Here is a 15,928-nt window from a genome sequence, read left to right as displayed (position 1 = left end):
GACGGGGGTTGTAAGAAGCCTTGACCAGCAGTCTATTCATCAAGCTTTTCTGGCCGTCATTGCATTAAACAGATGAATCGTTAAACGGTTCGAACGTCGTCGAGGAAACCGGTCACATGGCTTCGCAACTCGTCGTTAGCAGCAGCCAATCGACCGACACTGTCAAGCTGACCGTTGGATAGGTCCCCGCTTTCCGTTGTGGCATCTGCAACGTTTTTAACAGCATCAGTGATTGCATTATTGCCATTGGCAGCCCCTTCGACACTGCGTGAGATTTCCTCTGTTGCAGCCCCTTGTTCTTCGACGGCACTGGCAACCACCGACATCAGTTCATCGATTTTGTGAATGGTATCGGCAAATCCACGCACGGCGTCGGATGCGGCACCAGTTTCACTTTGCATTTCCGAAATTTTTGCCGTGATTTGTTCTGTTGCCTTGACGGTTTGTGATGCGAGGTTTTTGACCTCACCAGCGACAACGGCAAATCCTTTGCCAGCCTCACCGGCACGGGCGGACTCGATTGTTGCGTTCAAGGCAAGGAGATTGGTTTGGTCAGCAATATCGCTAATCAGATTGACCACCTCACCCACACTTTGCGCGGCATCGTTGAGCTTCGCGACCCGTTCGTTGGTGAGTTCGGTTTCTTCAACGGCCATCTGCGTGATTTCAGTAACACGCGCAATTTGCGCCGAAATTTCGGAGATGGAGGCCGAAAGCTGTGCGGTTGCAGATGCAACCGTTTCAAGATTGGTTGAGGATTCCTCTGCCTGTTCAGAGACATTCTGGGCATCATGATTGGCCCGCACAGCATGGGACGACAAGGTTTCGGACGCAGAGCGTACTTCATCCAGTGCTTTATTCACCGACGTCAGGACGTCTTGGATTTTCTCGTCAAAGCCAGCAGCCAAAACGCCCATGCGCTTGCTGCGTTCAATTTGACGTTCGGCTTCGACTTTTTCCTGCTCGGCCATACGCGCCCGTTCGCGGGCATTTTCACGGAACACTTCGAGAGATTTGGCCATCGCCCCGACTTCGTCGGCCCGTTTCATATCCAGAATTTCGATATCAAGATTACCGGATGCCAAACTGCCCATGGCGTCTGTCATTTTACGGATTGGCGTTGCAATCATGCGTGACAATGTCCCGCCAAACAGACCGGCCATCGCAATCAACAAAATGACCCCGACGCCCAATGTGATCTGGAAAATATTCATCGCCTGTGCGACCTGTGCTTCAACGTCGAGGACAAGTTGATCAATGTTCTTTGCCAACTCATCAGCAAGCATACTGACCTCGTCTGCCAAAGCACGGGGCTCACCGGATGCCTCAATTGCGCGCGCATGGTTGACGGTTAAATAATGGCGCATCAGCTTGGCCTGCTCGGCAGCGATTTCTTCCCACCGATCAATTGCGCCATCCATCTGTTCTATCAAGTCGGCGATTTCAGGGTTTATGGTTCCATACCCTTTGAGAACATCTGTACGGATATCGATTTCCTGAAGCGATTCCTCGTAGCCTTTCAAACCTTCACGGTCACCAGTGGTCAGAAAGTAAATAAGCTCCTGACGCGCTTGAAGATATGAAAGATCAAGGCCGCGATAATCGCGTTCGAACTCAGACAAGTAATCACGCTGTTCGTTTGCGCCCTGGACCTTCATGGTCGCAAATATGCCCGCAGCAGCAACCATTAGAATAACTGCAATCATCACGGCAAAACAGGTTGTCAGTTTTGCTGGAATGGAAAGGTTCTTGAAAAAATTCATCACACTTCTCCCTACTGGCCACTGCGACGTGCAAGTTCGTTCAAATTGACTTCAATGGTCACAGCCCCGATTGGTTGACGCTCTTCATTGCTCATGGTCATGCTGAGCTGTGAACGCCACGTGTCAGAGTCTTCGTTATATTCCGCTTCATCAATAAAGACGGCGTCAGGTCCATTCGGGAATGTGTTCTGGAACTTCGCTTCGTCACCCTGCCAAAAATCTGAGGTGATGGAGCTCTGCCCCACATTCAGACCGACAGCATCCATGACAAAAATTTCAGCAAGCAAGCCGCCAGATCTTGCTTGGACCTGTGTCAGATAACCAGAGAGCGGATTGGTAACGATTGCTGCGACGAGAGGTTGATCTTCGGCTTCACGCTCTTCACGCCATTGCTTGTCGGCAGCATCGATCTTTTCCTGCGTCAAATCTTTTCGTAGGCGGTTCTGAGAGTTGATCGATAAAGAGACAACCGGGTTGGCAAGCCATTCACGCGCGTCCTGAATAAACTTGTCCGTAATAAGTTCCGATGGATCGCCGGGGAGTTCCGATTTGGCAAAGGAAACTTGCGGCAGACACAGAAACCCTGCGGCAAGAATTCCCGAGCAAAACACATTTTTTAGAGACTGCATCGACCCCACTCCTAAACCAAAATCGCCAGCGCATGAAAGATACTAACTCAAAGTATAGGTATATATACTAAAGAAATGGAGTATCTACAACTTTTTTGCGAAAAGGCCGGTCAATGGAAGCGTAACAGACAGCATTCCACATTAAACATATGTTATTCCGGGCAATCAGAACAACCAGAAGCGGGTATAATTTTGAAATTCGGCAAGAAAAAAGCGGCGGGTAAAACCGCCGCTGAGTTTGGTTGGGACACGAGCAAACTGCAGAAGATTACGTTGTTCCAGGCACGAAACGCGCCCCTGCAAAGAACAACTGTCCGATACAGACAAAGCATGAAGCGTGCCAACTTTTGTCGTACCCAGGAAACTCCTTATTTAAGCGGTTTTCAACCAGATCTACGCTCCCTTGATACGTCAACCAAACGCCACATTCCCATTTTGCAAAAAATAAATTCGCATTATGCAATATCAAATCTTTGCATTTTGCAAAAATCAATTTCTGAAGAGTCAAATGGCCCGATAAAAATCCCCCATTACTTCTTCCGCTTTTTCTTTCTATCGCCGAAATTGAGCAAAGCTGGCGCGTGCTCAATGATTTCTTCGAGAATTTCCTTGGCCATTTCCAAGTCATCGCGCGCTGACTCATCAAGCTGACTGATGTAACGCGGATCAGAAATCATGCGTTCTGCCTCATAAAGCGTTCGAAGTTCGCTTTGAAACATTTCGCGCGCCCCGAGAGGCAACACTGTCTTTGCACTCATAACAAAGAAGAATTTCAGACTGGTCTTAATCACAATGCGCAGCATCACGACCTGAAGCTTATGAAACTGCTCTTCCAGCTCTTCTTTTTTTGGATGCTTTTCAAGCTTGGCAAACCGCTCCGAGATAACCAACGACAAGGCCTTGAAATTATCAACCTCTTCGCGAAACGGACGATACCCCGTAACATCAGATTTGGTTGCCTGGCGTTCAAGCTCATCAGCCAACGCAACCAGTACGCGTGCACGGTGCTCAAGCCGTGACAGAAACTCTTCGACCTGCTCGCGATATTTTCTTTGGGTAGATTGGTTCATTTTATTTTGGCGTCTTTATAAATTGGTGCCCGGGCTCGTATCCCGGACACCAACGTAACCCGTCATTCATTAACAACAAGCACAAAAAGACTTAACTCGTTCATCAACCAGCCAATTCAGGGTCTTTTTCCTGAATATTGCTACCCGGCGCAGGCTCCGGATACTTAAAGATAACAGCATCATCTTCAATATCAACCAACACAGCCCCGCCTTTTGAAAGCTTGCCAAACAGAAGCTCCTCAGCCAGTGGTTTCTTGACATGCTCCTGAATAACCCGACCAAGTGGGCGCGCACCAAAGGCAATGTCATAGCCACGTTCAGCCAGCCATGTACGGGCGGCTTCGGTAAGTTCGATGGAAACATTCCGGTCTTCAAGCTGAACTTCAAGCTGCAGAATGAATTTATCGACCACCATTTTGACGACATCGGCTTTCAGATTGGCGAATGGAATGACCGCATCAAGACGGTTGCGGAATTCCGGGCTGAAGGTGCGCTTGATTGCCTCTTCATCCTCACCAATACGCATTTCACGCTTAAACCCGATCGGCGGCTTGGCCATATCGGATGCGCCAGCATTGGTTGTCATGACCAGAACGACATTCCGGAAATCAACGGTTTTGCCATTATTATCGGTTAGCTTCCCATGGTCCATGACCTGCAGGAGGATGTTAAACAAATCAGGATGGGCTTTTTCGATTTCATCAAGAAGCACAACGGCATGCGGATGTTGATCAACAGAATCGGTCAACAAACCACCCTGATCAAAGCCGACATAGCCCGGAGGCGCCCCAATCAGACGCGATACGCTGTGGCGCTCCATATATTCCGACATATCAAAGCGAATGAACTCAATCCCCATGACATTGGCAAGCTGCTTGGTCACCTCGGTCTTACCAACACCGGTTGGACCAGAGAACAGGTAACTGCCAATCGGCTTTTCAGGTTCACGCAGACCGGCACGGGCCAGCTTGATCGCACTGGCAACCGATTCAATCGCGCCGTCCTGACCAAACACCACGGTTTTAAGATCACGTTCAAGATTGGCAAGCGCCTTGCGATCATCGGTCGAAACCGATTTTGGCGGGATGCGGGCGATCTTGGCGACGATTTCTTCAACGTCGCGTTTGCTGACGGTTTTTTTGCGCTTGCTCGGCGCAACCAGCATCCGCGACGCACCAACCTCGTCAATCACATCAATCGCACTGTCGGGACGCTTACGGTCGTTGATATAGCGCGACGCCAACTCCACCGCAGAGCGAATGGCTTCGTTGGTGTATTTAACCTTGTGATGCTCCTCGTAATAGGGCTTGAGGCCCTTAAGGATTTTGATCGTGTCTTCCGGGGATGGTTCTTCGACATCAATTTTCTGGAACCGGCGCACAAGAGCTCGGTCCTTTTCAAAATGCCCCCGGAATTCCTTATAGGTCGTTGATCCGATGCACCGCAACGTCCCGCTGGCCAATGCAGGCTTAAGTAGATTGGATGCATCCATCGCCCCGCCTGACGTTGCACCGGCACCGATGACAGTGTGAATTTCATCAATAAACAGCACGGCACCGTCGTAATCTTCGAGCTCTTTGACAACGGCCTTCAGACGCTCTTCAAAATCACCGCGATAACGCGTTCCGGCAAGAAGCGCGCCCATATCAAGGGAGAAAATCGTCGCATCGGCCAGAACTTCGGGCACGTCACCATCATTGATCCGACGCGCCAAACCTTCTGCGATGGCCGTTTTGCCAACGCCGGGATCCCCGACATAAAGTGGATTGTTTTTCGTACGACGGCACAACACCTGAATGGTTCGTTCGATCTCGCTTTGGCGACCGATCAGCGGGTCGATTTTCCCGTTTTGCGCTTTGACGTTCAAGTTCACGCAATAGGCCTTAAGCGCTTCGCCCTCGGGCGGTCCGGATTCATCGCCTTCTGGCGACAGGCCGGATACGGCTTCTTCGTCAGCACCACGCGGGATGCGACGCTCATTGAGCTCAGACGCCTTGGCGATGCCGTGAGAAATGTAATTGACCGCATCAAGCCGCGTCATATCCTGAAGCTGCAGGTAGTAAACAGCATGCGATTCACGTTCGGAAAACAGCGCGACAAGTACATTTGCGCCGGTGACTTCTTCGCGCCCCGAAGATTGAACATGAATGGCGGCGCGCTGAATAACACGCTGGAACCCGGCTGTGGGTTTCGGATCGACAAGGCGCGCACTGATCAGACCTGAAAGTTCACTGTCGGCGAACTCCAAAAGATCGGCGCGCAGGCGATCGACATCAACCCGGCAGGCTTTTAAAACGGCAAGTGCATCCTGATCCTCGGTCAAGGACAGAAGAAGATGTTCGAGCGTTGCATACTCGTGCCGACGCTCAGACGCATAGGCGAGCGCACGATGCAGGCTTTCCTCAAGATTGCGCGATAGCATACGTCACTCCTTCTCTAAGGTGCACTGTAATGGATGCTGGTTCTGACGCGCCAGATCCATGACCTGATTGACCTTGGTTTCCGCAATTTCGTAGGTGAAAACACCACAGACCCCGACACCCTTTTGGTGGACTTGAAGCATGATTGCGGTGGCTTCTTCCCGACCCTTCTCGAAAAACCGTTCCAGCACGTGAACAACAAACTCCATCGGAGTATAATCGTCGTTTAACAACAGTACCTTGTACAACGACGGCTTTTTCGTTTTAGGCCGCGTTTTGGTAACGATCCCTGTATTCGGCAGATCAGTGCCGTCATTATCCTGTTCAGTCATCGTCTAATTACCGGAACCCTTATTTCCTGCATGAACTCCATGATAGGTCATTGCCTGTCTCTTTCAAAGGCCGCAGCACATTTTGTGGCGACTAATTTATTGTCCATCCAGAATTCATGTAAGCCGTGAATGTTCCGCTGCAAGATCAAGAAACAAACTTCCTGATTTTATATTGGATAATACGGCGCAAAACGGCCAAAAGATCTCATTCTTGGCAAATAAAAAGGCGGGCACAGCCAACTGCCATGCCCACCTTTTCCGGCGAATAGAAAGATCTAGATTATTTCATGCCAACATTTGCAGCCTTGTTCATTGCCGAAAAGCTATCCGAAAGTGCTGAAAACATCATTTCCTGAACTTTCTCACCCTCGGCCAAACCACTTTCAACGCAACGGTTGAGGATACGCGCATTGACCTCTTGAATATCTGACAGGCTTTCAGCTTTTGAAAGTGCCTCAATATCAGCCTGCGATGCATCCATCTCGCGCTGAGCCCATGCAACCAGCTCAGTCCCAACACCACCACTTTTTTCCATCAGTGCGGCTGATGCGTGCCAGATTTCTTCAAGGTTTTTCTGCTGTGTTTCGATCAGCTCTTCGTACTGGGCAACAACCCGCGACCCGGCACCGGAAAAAACATCAGACTGACCGGTCATTGTTTCAAACATTTTCGAAAAGGCCTCATTTGCCGCCGAAATACTGCCTTCAAAGGCGTCATTGCTGGCCGTGAAAATCGCATCGACTTCGGGGGTTTTCCACATATCGAAAAACTTTTCCATCGCATTGGTATCCATAAACATCACACCCATGCCAAAAACATCGCTTGGTGCACCTTCGGGGGCCTCTTTTGCCGCGGGCTTGGGCGAGGATGCCGTTGCAGGTGCCTGCGATTCTTTTTGGGGCACTAACTTTGGTGGTGAGCTTGGTGCTACCGTTTTCTGTGTCGTTGACGATTTAGATGCGCTGGCTTGGGCCTTCGCGGGCGCAGCCGTTTTCTTGGGCACGGTTACCTTGGCATCGGCCGGCTTGGCCGCCGCCGCAGATTTGGTTGTCTGTGTCACGGTACTGACCTTTTCTGCTTTGGGGGACGGTTTGGATGCAGCCATTTTTTTTGACGCCGGCTTTTTAGCCGCAGCACTTCGTGCCGCACCAGACTTCGCGGCCGGTTTTGGCGCAGATTTAACTGGCTTGCTCTGCTTTGAAGCGGGAGATGATGTCGCAGGTGCCTTGGCGCGGGTAGCGGTCGTCGACGCCTCAGCGGGGCTGGCTTTAACCTCAGCACCGGTGTCTGCATCTACCTTTACCACCGACGCAGAGTCAGGCGTATTCGCAACCGACATTTGGTCTGCTTTCTCAGAAGATGACGCAGAACTAATCAGTTTCACATCCTCCGCAGAGTGAGCCTTGTCCTTTGATGCCGACGCATCGGGTTTTGCAGCACTTGCCCCTGTCGACGAGATGTCATCGGGTTTCTTTGCAGCCGCTTCGATCTCGGACGAGGTCATGACCACACGTTTGGTCACAACATCGTTCGGATTCCCGGACGTCTGCGTACTTGGCGTCGACGCATTTTTTTTCGCGGCGACAGATGTTTTCTGTGATTTTCCAGAAGCCTTCGGTTTGGAAACAGCCATTGCACCAACCTCCTGCTTATTGGGCTTTACTACCCAATGTCATGTTGCATTGCAACATAACCCTAGATGGAACAACCCTCCAACGTCAAGAACAGTTTGGTGACAGTTCCACGAAAGGTCTTCGTGAAAACGGTCCTAACCAAGTCACCTTGAAACGCCAAGTACCGCGAAGTTTTGTAAAACATTTCTGTTTGCAAACCCTTAGCGCCCCACCCCCAAGCCTGATGCAAAAACAAAAGGCGCGCCAAAACATGACGCGCCTTTAAAAATATTGTGTCCCGACATCAGGACTTGGTCAAAATCTGCGGAATTTTGACGTCAAGCTTTGTTCATCGCAACGTGTTGCCTCGCACAGTACGATAAAAATTCCGCGAGTCTGCATCTCGGTCACTCTTGCTGTAAAACGGATCGGGCAATTTGGGTTCGTCCGCCGCTGGCGGCTGTGGCAACGCGCGCTCAATACCTGAAAGGTTGGCGAGGACCGTGGGGAATCGCAGCGCATTCAGGTTATCTTTTGCCGATGTCCAAGCCGCCAATGTGATCTGCTTGGACGAACACCCGATTGCAATCCAATAGTAATCATCGGAATGAAGGCGCAACCCATCGCGCTCCTGATAGCCAAAACCATCTGACTGAAGCGCATCGGTCAGCCGCACATACGACTCCCGATCCAGTCTGTCTGTCGCTTCATCGCCGCCAAACGCACCAAGCGGAGCATTCACATCCACGTTGATCTGACTAACTTCTGCCGGACCAAACACGCGCGACACCATGTTAAATTGATCAAAACCAACTTGCGGCTGGATTTCAAAGCTGCGGACTTCTTTATAATAATCGGCGTTGTAAACAAGCCTGATGCGACCTTCTGCATCACCGGCAGAACATGCAACGCGCAGATCATCGGCATTAAGGTATGAGAACCAGGATGCCTTGCGAGTCAGAGGGTTTGAGATATCGCTCCCTTGTGTAAAAGCACAGCCAGCCATCAAGGATGTGGCCAAGGTCACACCGGCGATACGGCTGAAAACTGCGGATCTAAAAGCTATCTTACTGACAAATGGGAGAATTATTTTACGCATTCGATCCTCGATTTTTTCCCGTTCTGCGGATATAACTTGAGACTGATGTGAAAATAAGGCCAATGCAAGGCCACATATGGAATGTCACGCAATCCTGACTCGTTAAACGTTTGTTTAAGCCTCCGGTGCGAGACTGTTCGTATTTAGATCTTGGGGATTACCGAAAGCTGAGCCCGATACAATGCGTTTTATGACCCTGCCAGGGCCAACAGCAATGGCCAAATCAACTTCGTCGCGCAGCAGTGACCGCATGCGTAGCTTTGCCGTCGCACTTATGTGCCTGACGGTGCTTTTGTGTGCGACTGTTCTTGCGCCTGCAAGTGCCGTTGCCCGAACGTATACGGCAATGGTCATTGATGGTGACACTGGCGAAGTTCTTCATGAATACCGCGCCGATCACAAAGTGTATCCAGCGTCGCTGACCAAGATCATGACGCTTTATATGCTGTTTGATGCACTCGATCACGGCAAGGTATCGCTTTCGACACCGATGAAAGTGTCCAAGCGTGCATGGGGACAGGCGCCGTCCAAACTTGGCCTTAAGCCGGGTGAAAGCATTTCGGTCAAAGACGCGATTCTTGCCCTTGTAACCAAATCGGCAAATGACATTGCCGTGGTTGTCGCAGAACACCTTGGTGGTACGGAGATCAAATTTGCGCAGATGATGACGTCGGAAGCGCGTCGCATTGGCATGACGCGTACGACGTTTCGCAATGCATCCGGCCTCCCCAACCGCGGCCAGATGACCACAGCACGCGATATGATCACGATGGCCGTCGCCCTTCGCAAAAATTACGGTGATTACTATCACTATTTCTCGACCCAGAAATTCCGCTTTGGCAATCGTACTTATGGCAACCACAACAATCTTCTGGCGTCATATTACGGCACTGACGGGATCAAGACCGGCTATATCAATGCATCGGGCTTTAATCTGGTGGCCTCGGTCAACCGCAACGGAAAACGCCTGATCGCGGCAGTCTTTGGCGGGCGTACTGCACGTACCCGTGATGATCAGATGAAAAAGCTTCTGGACCGGGCGTACCTGAAATTGAAAGAAGACGGCGAAATCATGCCGCCGCGCCCACGTTTCAGCCCGGATGAGAAAATCCTGCCTGCGGATGCGCAACTTCTGATCGCCAAACTTGAATCGCAACGTGAAGCAGAACAGCCCGGTCGTGTTGACACCCAAACCGTTGTCAGCCGTATTAAGCCCGAAACAGCAACAGATGGCTGGGCCATTCAAGTTGGCGCCTTCAGCGACCAGCGGCGTGCGCAGGAAGCGGTGCTTGCAGCGGCACGCACTGCACCGGATGTTCTGCGCCTGACCCGTGCAGCTGTTGAACAACAGACCAGCGGAACTGGCGTTGTCTATCGTGCCCGCCTGCTTGGCTTTGAAGGTGAAACAGCGGCGCGTGCCGCCTGTGCGGCACTTCGCCGTGAAAAGGTTGCATGTATCCCGGTAAATGCCGGTAGTGCGGGCTGAAGTTAGTTCAGACCAGCTCGCGTCCCAACCCCAAACACCAAAAAGGCCGTCAGAACATTCTGACGGCCTTTTTAAATAGGGCACACTTAGCGCGTATCAGAAGCGATACGATTAGTGACCGCCGCCAAGTGCAAAGAAATCATCTGACGACAATCCGCTTTTCACCAGTTGATCGGTGACTTGCGCCTTCAAACGCACAAGTCCGGCATCATCAGCAGCTTCGCAGCGTGCGACAATGGCGGGCTGCGTGTTGGATGCACGCAGCAACCACCAGCCATCATCGGTACTGACACGCACACCATCAATGCCACTAACTTCGGCACCCGCCTCGGCCAGACGCCCGCGAACTTCTTCGATCAGGTCAAACTTGCGATCATCCGGGCAATCAATCCGCGTTTCCGGTGTGTTGACGGCAACCGGCATCGCAGCCCGCCATACGGCAAGGCTTTTGCCACTTTGCACCAGAATGCGGTACAGGCGCACAGCCGCGTATGTCGCATCGTCATAACCGTAATACCGTTCGGCAAAGAAGATATGGCCACTCATTTCACCGGCAATCGGTGCTTTTTCCTCGATCATTTTGGTTTTGATAAGGGAATGACCGGTTTTCCACATGATTGCCTTGCCACCAAGTCGGCTGACCTCATCGAACAGGGTCTGGCTGGCTTTAACGTCGGCGATGATCGCAGCCCCGGGTTGGCGTGCTAAAACGTCTGCAGCATAGATCTGCAACAGCTGATCGCCCCAAAGCACATTGCCCTTGCCATCAATCACGCCAATACGGTCACCATCGCCATCAAATGCAACACCCCAGTCGGCATTGTGTTTGGCAACGGCGGCCTTAAGGTCCACCAGATTAGCCTCAACCGTCGGATCCGGATGATGGTTGGGGAACGTGCCGTCAACTTCATCAAATAGAAGATGATGCGTGCCGGGCAATTGGGCGGTTAACTTACGAACAACGTCGCCAGACGCACCATTCCCGCAATCCCAGACAATGGTCATTGGCTTTGCGACGTCGCAATCAAGCTCGGCAACAAGACGTGTTACATACCGGTCTTCGATATCAATGTCGGTAACCGACCCGGCCCCGACTTCAAAATCACCGTTTGCGGCAATCTGTCCAAGTTCCTGAATGGCTTCGCCAAACACCGATTTGCCAGCATTGAGCATTTTGAACCCGTTGTAGTTTGACGGATTGTGCGATCCGGTCACCATGATGCCAGCATCGGTTTTTTCGTCATATACAGTAAAATACAGCATTGGCGTTGGCCCACGGGCGATCCGTACAACGTCACACCCGGTCGAAAGGATCCCTTCGATCAGGGCTGCTGCCATTTCGGGCGAACTGATCCGTCCGTCGCGTCCGACAGCAACTTTCTTGCCACCTGACCGACGTACTTTTGTCCCAAAGGCCTTGCCAAGCGCGTTAGCGTCCGCCGCATGCAGGGTTTCTCCGACAATGCCGCGCACGTCATATTCGCGGAGTACCGAACTGTCAAACGTGTATCCAGCAGATAAAGTCATATTGGTATTAGCCTCCAATTGATGCGCGCCCGACACAGGAATATCTAAAGCCGTTTTCGGCCATTTCAGCCGGATCATAAACGTTTCGCAAATCCACAACGGTCGGGTGTTTCAGCGCGTCTTTGACACGGTCAAGGTCCATGCCACGGAACTCGTTCCATTCGGTCAGAACAACCATCGCATCAGCCCCATCGATGGTTTCATAAGCATTTTCGCAATAGCTCACGCCTTCCAGAAGCTTTTTGGCTTCTTCCATTGCCTCTGGATCATAGGCTTTGACCGTCGCCCCGGCCGCAATGAGGGCCGGTACAATATCAAGGCTGGGCGCGTCACGCATGTCATCGGTGTTTGGTTTAAACGCCAACCCCAGAATGCCGATCGTTTTGCCTGCAACCGAACCACCGCATGCAGAAACAATGCGATTGGCCATCGCCTTTTTACGTGCCGTATTCACATTGACCACCGTTTCGATGATCCGAAGCGGGCTATCATATTCCTGAGCGGTCCGCACAAGGGCCAGCGTATCCTTGGGGAAACAGGACCCACCATAGCCCGGCCCGGGATGCAGGAATTTTTTACCAATCCGGCCATCAAGACCAATACCGCGCGCAACGTCATGGACGTCCGCACCAACCTTTTCACAAAGATCGGCAATTTCGTTGATAAACGTGATCTTTGCAGCCAAAAACGTATTGGCGGCATATTTGATCATTTCCGAGGTTTCGCGTGACGTAAACACAATCGGTGTTTCGATCAGATACAGCGGACGATACAAGTCCGACATGACTTCGCGGGCCCGTTCATCACTGGTACCGATCACGACACGATCCGGGCGCATAAAATCACCAATCGCCGAACCTTCCCGCAGGAACTCGGGGTTTGACACCACAGCAAATTCCGCATCCGGGCGTTTTTCACGGATAATGCGTTCTACTTCGCGGCCCGTGCCAACCGGTACGGTTGATTTGGTCACAATCACCGTAAAGCCATCCATCGCCTCGGCGATTTCTTCGGCTGCGGCATAGACATAGCTGAGATCAGCATGGCCATCACCACGGCGGGTCGGCGTGCCAACAGCAATAAACACTGCATCGGCATCTTTTACGCCAACCTTAAGGTCCGTGGTAAATGTCAGACGCCCTGCTTTGACGTTGTTTTCAACCAAAACATCCAGACCAGGTTCGTAGATCGGCATGATGCCATCTTCAAGACGGGCGATTTTTTCCACATCTTTGTCGACACAGATGACGTCAGTACCGAATTCGGAGAAACAGGCACCGGACACAAGTCCAACATATCCGGTCCCGATCATTGCTACGCGCATGGATGTTTTACCCTAGTAAAGTTATTGCCGGCCGGAACAATTCAACAGACGATCCCGGCCGGTTATAATTGAAATGAAATGATTATTCGGCTGCTTCGCCTGAAGCAAAATCATGAATAAGCTGACGAACGTCATCGCGCATGTCTTCACGCGCCAAGGCAAATGACATGGTGGCTTTCAGGAAGCCAATCTTGTTCCCGCAATCAAACCGCTGACCTTCGAAGCGATATCCATAAAAAGGTACTTTTCCGATCATTGCCGCCAATGCGTCGGTAAGCTGGATTTCGTTACCAGCCCCGCGCGGAATGTTTTCAAGGACTTCGAAAATACCCGGATCAAGGATGTAACGACCAATTGCCGATAATGTTGACGGTGCTTCTTCGGGCTTTGGTTTTTCAACCATGCCACATGCACTAACCAGACGGCCATTCGTACCTTCGACTTCCAACACACCATAACGCGCGGTTTCTTCGCGCGGCACATCCATGACGGCAACCATATTTCCGCCCGTGCGGCCATAACTTTCGACCATTTGCTTCATGCACGGCGTTTTCGACTGGATAAGGTCATCTGCCAGCAGAACAACAAATGGCTCATCACCCACCAACGATTTTGCACACAATACAGCGTGCCCAAGGCCCAAAGGATTGCCCTGACGGGTATAGGTGACGCGACCATTATCCGGGATCATCTCAAGTGCCTTGGCCAGCGCGTCTTCTTTCCCGCGCTCTTTGAGGATGGCTTCAAGTTCGGCAGACCGGTCAAAGTGATCTTCGATCGCACTTTTACCACGGCCTGTCACAAAGATGAATTCTTCGATACCCGCTGCGATTGCCTCTTCGACGGCGTATTGAATCAGCGGCTTGTCAACGACTGGCAACATTTCTTTGGGCATTGCCTTGGTTGCAGGCAAAAACCGGGTGCCCATGCCTGCGACCGGGAAAACAGCCTTTTTGATTCGTTTCGACATTCAAAAATTTCCTTTTTCAACCGCTGCAGGCCAGCCCTATCAAGAACTGTCTGCATGTATGCTTTTGCCACGATTCCAGAACGGGGATCAAGCAAGCGTAAGCATAATTGACGCTAATCTTTACATAGCCGTAACAAAAGGCTTCGTGCCGCATTGAGCTGCGATGCTAGATAATCTGACCCACCATGATCGGGATGGACCGTCTTGATCTGTTTTTTATAAGCCCGATTGATCTCCTCGCGGGTTGCGTCTTTGGTAACATCAAGGATTTTACAGGCCTCATCAGCAGTCATATCATCGGCACTAGAACGCCTGTTGTCATATTGGCCACTCTCGTTTTCGTTGTGGCCGCTTCCCCCAGTATATGTGCCATTGTTACCATTGTCTGTTTTGGACCAACCTTGCCATCCCGAGCAATCGGGACGACGTTCAAAATAGGCTTCCAAAACAGCTTGGCTTTGATCAGTTGCACCGCAACATTGAACATAAAGCAACCGCAGGTCGTCAAGCCCCAAGCTATCAAGATCTGCTCCGGCGTAGGTGCCGTTATGCACGGAGCCTTGCATTTGGCCGGTTTCGAGATCAAGCAGCATATAAAGATAATCCGTTCTGATTTCTGACGTTCTGCCGGCACCACGCCCATGCTGGCCAAAGCCACCTGGACGCGCAGTCCGGCGCGACGACGCAAATATCTTGCGTAAAAGTGGCAATAAAAAGCCTAGTTTCATCACCCTAATCAGGAACGGAACGGCGGCGGCCAAAGCCGCGACCATCGCAGCCATCTTGCCTGTCAGCAGCATCCAGCCCGCCAAAACCACCAGCAAAGTGATGGTCACAATCATGCCAATTTTGCGAATTTCTTTTGGTTCCGCCTCGGTCATCCAACGAATGAAAAACCCACCCCCGACAAACAGCGCAATACCGACCAACAACCATTGCATTATGGTTTTTTCCGCAATTGATTGCCCAGCAACAGCACGTCATTTGATCTGGTTTTTTTCTGATAAACAGCAAGTCCGTCTTGCCCGCCAACGGCATAACTTGCCACCGCACCAAGTAAATCTCGCAGTTTTTGGACGGCACTGGCGTCAAACTGCATAAAAGCCCCATCGGTAATCCGCGCTATTTCCCCAAACGCAAATTGCGCCTTACGATCAAAGCCTTCCTGAAACATGAATGCCTTTACCCCCTTAAGCGCCAGCTTACCGGCAATTGGGGCCAGATCATCGGGGTTTTCTTCGATACAGTCACCGACATATATCAAGGCATCGATCTTCTTGTTCGCGGCTTCACGTTCAACATGAGCCAATACACGCTCGATCTGGGTATGCCCGGCGCGACAGCTGACTTTGGTCATGTAGTTGCCAAATACTGCCGCGTCGCGGCACCAGCCACTTGCCTTACATTCAGAAAGTCCGCGAAAGAAAACAAGCTGGATATCAAGCGCACCAAGCCCCGATACGGCGTCAAACATTTCTGCCTGCAGCATCGTGGCACTGTCCCAGCTCGGCTGGCGACTGGCGGTTGCATCCATGGCAAAGATCAGCCGCCCCTGTGCCGGACCGGACGCAGGGGCCTGCACAGAAAGACCACGCGCCTTGTTCAGAAAGTCCGCGACGTCCTGCTTATTGGATGTTTCCGCGACGATGTTTTTGCGTGCCAAGTAAAATTCATCCGTTCAGCTTTTTGATCAGA

13 protein-coding genes are annotated in these 15,928 nt (G+C 51.4%); 1 reads left to right on the top strand and 12 read right to left on the bottom strand.

Annotation, left to right across the window (positions count from 1 at the left end; all coding sequences use genetic code 11):
• Positions 1–80: 80 nt before the first annotated feature.
• The 7 genes from K355_RS0101380 to K355_RS0101345 form a co-directional block, all read right to left on the bottom strand.
• Positions 81–1,763 (bottom strand): methyl-accepting chemotaxis protein, encoded by a 1,683-nt coding sequence (locus tag K355_RS0101380; RefSeq protein ID WP_022730322.1) that lies wholly within the window; start codon positions 1,761–1,763, stop codon positions 81–83.
• A gap of 11 nt (positions 1,764–1,774) precedes the next feature.
• Positions 1,775–2,392: a hypothetical protein gene (locus tag K355_RS0101375; RefSeq protein ID WP_022730321.1), complete on the bottom strand. Its 618-nt coding sequence runs from the start codon at positions 2,390–2,392 to the stop codon at positions 1,775–1,777.
• Between the two features lie 530 nt (positions 2,393–2,922).
• Positions 2,923–3,462, bottom strand: a complete 540-nt coding sequence (locus K355_RS0101365; RefSeq protein WP_022730319.1) for a hypothetical protein — start codon at positions 3,460–3,462, stop codon at positions 2,923–2,925.
• A 103-nt stretch (positions 3,463–3,565) separates the two neighbouring features.
• The gene (gene clpA, locus K355_RS0101360; RefSeq protein ID WP_022730318.1) at positions 3,566–5,884 is read right to left on the bottom strand and encodes an ATP-dependent Clp protease ATP-binding subunit ClpA; all 2,319 of its coding nucleotides are present in this window, start codon (positions 5,882–5,884) and stop codon (positions 3,566–3,568) included.
• Positions 5,885–5,887: 3 nt separating this feature from the next.
• Positions 5,888–6,214 (bottom strand): ATP-dependent Clp protease adapter ClpS, encoded by a 327-nt coding sequence (clpS, locus tag K355_RS0101355; protein WP_022730317.1) that lies wholly within the window; start codon positions 6,212–6,214, stop codon positions 5,888–5,890.
• A 280-nt stretch (positions 6,215–6,494) separates the two neighbouring features.
• Complete coding sequence (locus K355_RS24925; RefSeq protein ID WP_022730316.1) at positions 6,495–7,847, bottom strand: phasin family protein; 1,353 nt, start codon at positions 7,845–7,847, stop codon at positions 6,495–6,497.
• A gap of 329 nt (positions 7,848–8,176) precedes the next feature.
• The gene (locus K355_RS0101345) at positions 8,177–8,833 is read right to left on the bottom strand and encodes a hypothetical protein (protein WP_081649450.1); all 657 of its coding nucleotides are present in this window, start codon (positions 8,831–8,833) and stop codon (positions 8,177–8,179) included.
• 307 nt (positions 8,834–9,140) lie between these two features.
• Here K355_RS0101345 and K355_RS0101340 point away from each other — a divergent pair, with 307 nt between their 5' ends.
• Complete coding sequence (locus tag K355_RS0101340; RefSeq protein ID WP_028791200.1) at positions 9,141–10,412, top strand: D-alanyl-D-alanine carboxypeptidase family protein; 1,272 nt, start codon at positions 9,141–9,143, stop codon at positions 10,410–10,412.
• Between the two features lie 111 nt (positions 10,413–10,523).
• Here K355_RS0101340 and pgmG read toward each other — a convergent pair whose 3' ends face one another.
• The 5 genes from pgmG to K355_RS0101315 form a co-directional block, all read right to left on the bottom strand.
• The gene (gene pgmG, locus K355_RS0101335) at positions 10,524–11,939 is read right to left on the bottom strand and encodes a phosphoglucomutase/phosphomannomutase PgmG (RefSeq protein ID WP_022730313.1); all 1,416 of its coding nucleotides are present in this window, start codon (positions 11,937–11,939) and stop codon (positions 10,524–10,526) included.
• Between the two features lie 7 nt (positions 11,940–11,946).
• Positions 11,947–13,263, bottom strand: coding sequence for a UDP-glucose dehydrogenase family protein (locus K355_RS0101330; protein WP_022730312.1), 1,317 nt, complete (start codon positions 13,261–13,263; stop codon positions 11,947–11,949).
• Between the two features lie 82 nt (positions 13,264–13,345).
• A complete protein-coding gene (gene galU, locus K355_RS0101325) occupies positions 13,346–14,233 on the bottom strand; it encodes a UTP--glucose-1-phosphate uridylyltransferase GalU (protein ID WP_022730311.1) in 888 nt (295 codons plus the stop codon).
• Positions 14,234–14,346: 113 nt separating this feature from the next.
• Positions 14,347–15,174, bottom strand: coding sequence for a DnaJ domain-containing protein (locus tag K355_RS0101320; protein ID WP_022730310.1), 828 nt, complete (start codon positions 15,172–15,174; stop codon positions 14,347–14,349).
• Entirely contained in the window at positions 15,174–15,896 is a 723-nt protein-coding gene (locus K355_RS0101315) for a hypothetical protein (RefSeq protein WP_022730309.1), read from the bottom strand. The genes K355_RS0101320 and K355_RS0101315 overlap by 1 nt, the downstream gene beginning before the upstream one ends.
• Between the last annotated feature and the right edge of the window lie 32 nt (positions 15,897–15,928).

The sequence above is a fragment of the Thalassospira lucentensis MCCC 1A00383 = DSM 14000 genome (assembly GCF_000421265.1).
Taxonomy (GTDB): Bacteria; Pseudomonadota; Alphaproteobacteria; order Rhodospirillales; family Thalassospiraceae; genus Thalassospira; species Thalassospira lucentensis.
This window is presented reverse-complemented; position numbering and strand designations above follow the sequence as displayed.

Excerpts from the sequence above, each read along its gene's own strand:
- K355_RS0101380 (WP_022730322.1), bottom strand. The coding sequence starts at position 1,763 with ATGAATTTTTTCAAGAACCTTTCCATTCCAGCAAAACTGACAACCTGT.
- K355_RS0101375 (WP_022730321.1), bottom strand. The coding sequence starts at position 2,392 with ATGCAGTCTCTAAAAAATGTGTTTTGCTCGGGAATTCTTGCCGCAGGG.
- K355_RS0101365 (WP_022730319.1), bottom strand. The coding sequence starts at position 3,462 with ATGAACCAATCTACCCAAAGAAAATATCGCGAGCAGGTCGAAGAGTTT.
- clpA (WP_022730318.1), bottom strand. The coding sequence starts at position 5,884 with ATGCTATCGCGCAATCTTGAGGAAAGCCTGCATCGTGCGCTCGCCTAT.
- clpS (WP_022730317.1), bottom strand. The coding sequence starts at position 6,214 with ATGACTGAACAGGATAATGACGGCACTGATCTGCCGAATACAGGGATC.
- K355_RS24925 (WP_022730316.1), bottom strand. The coding sequence starts at position 7,847 with ATGGCTGTTTCCAAACCGAAGGCTTCTGGAAAATCACAGAAAACATCT.
- K355_RS0101345 (WP_081649450.1), bottom strand. The coding sequence starts at position 8,833 with ATGGCTGGCTGTGCTTTTACACAAGGGAGCGATATCTCAAACCCTCTG.
- K355_RS0101340 (WP_028791200.1), top strand. The coding sequence starts at position 9,141 with ATGGCCAAATCAACTTCGTCGCGCAGCAGTGACCGCATGCGTAGCTTT.
- pgmG (WP_022730313.1), bottom strand. The coding sequence starts at position 11,939 with ATGACTTTATCTGCTGGATACACGTTTGACAGTTCGGTACTCCGCGAA.
- K355_RS0101330 (WP_022730312.1), bottom strand. The coding sequence starts at position 13,263 with ATGCGCGTAGCAATGATCGGGACCGGATATGTTGGACTTGTGTCCGGT.
- galU (WP_022730311.1), bottom strand. The coding sequence starts at position 14,233 with ATGTCGAAACGAATCAAAAAGGCTGTTTTCCCGGTCGCAGGCATGGGC.
- K355_RS0101320 (WP_022730310.1), bottom strand. The coding sequence starts at position 15,174 with ATGCAATGGTTGTTGGTCGGTATTGCGCTGTTTGTCGGGGGTGGGTTT.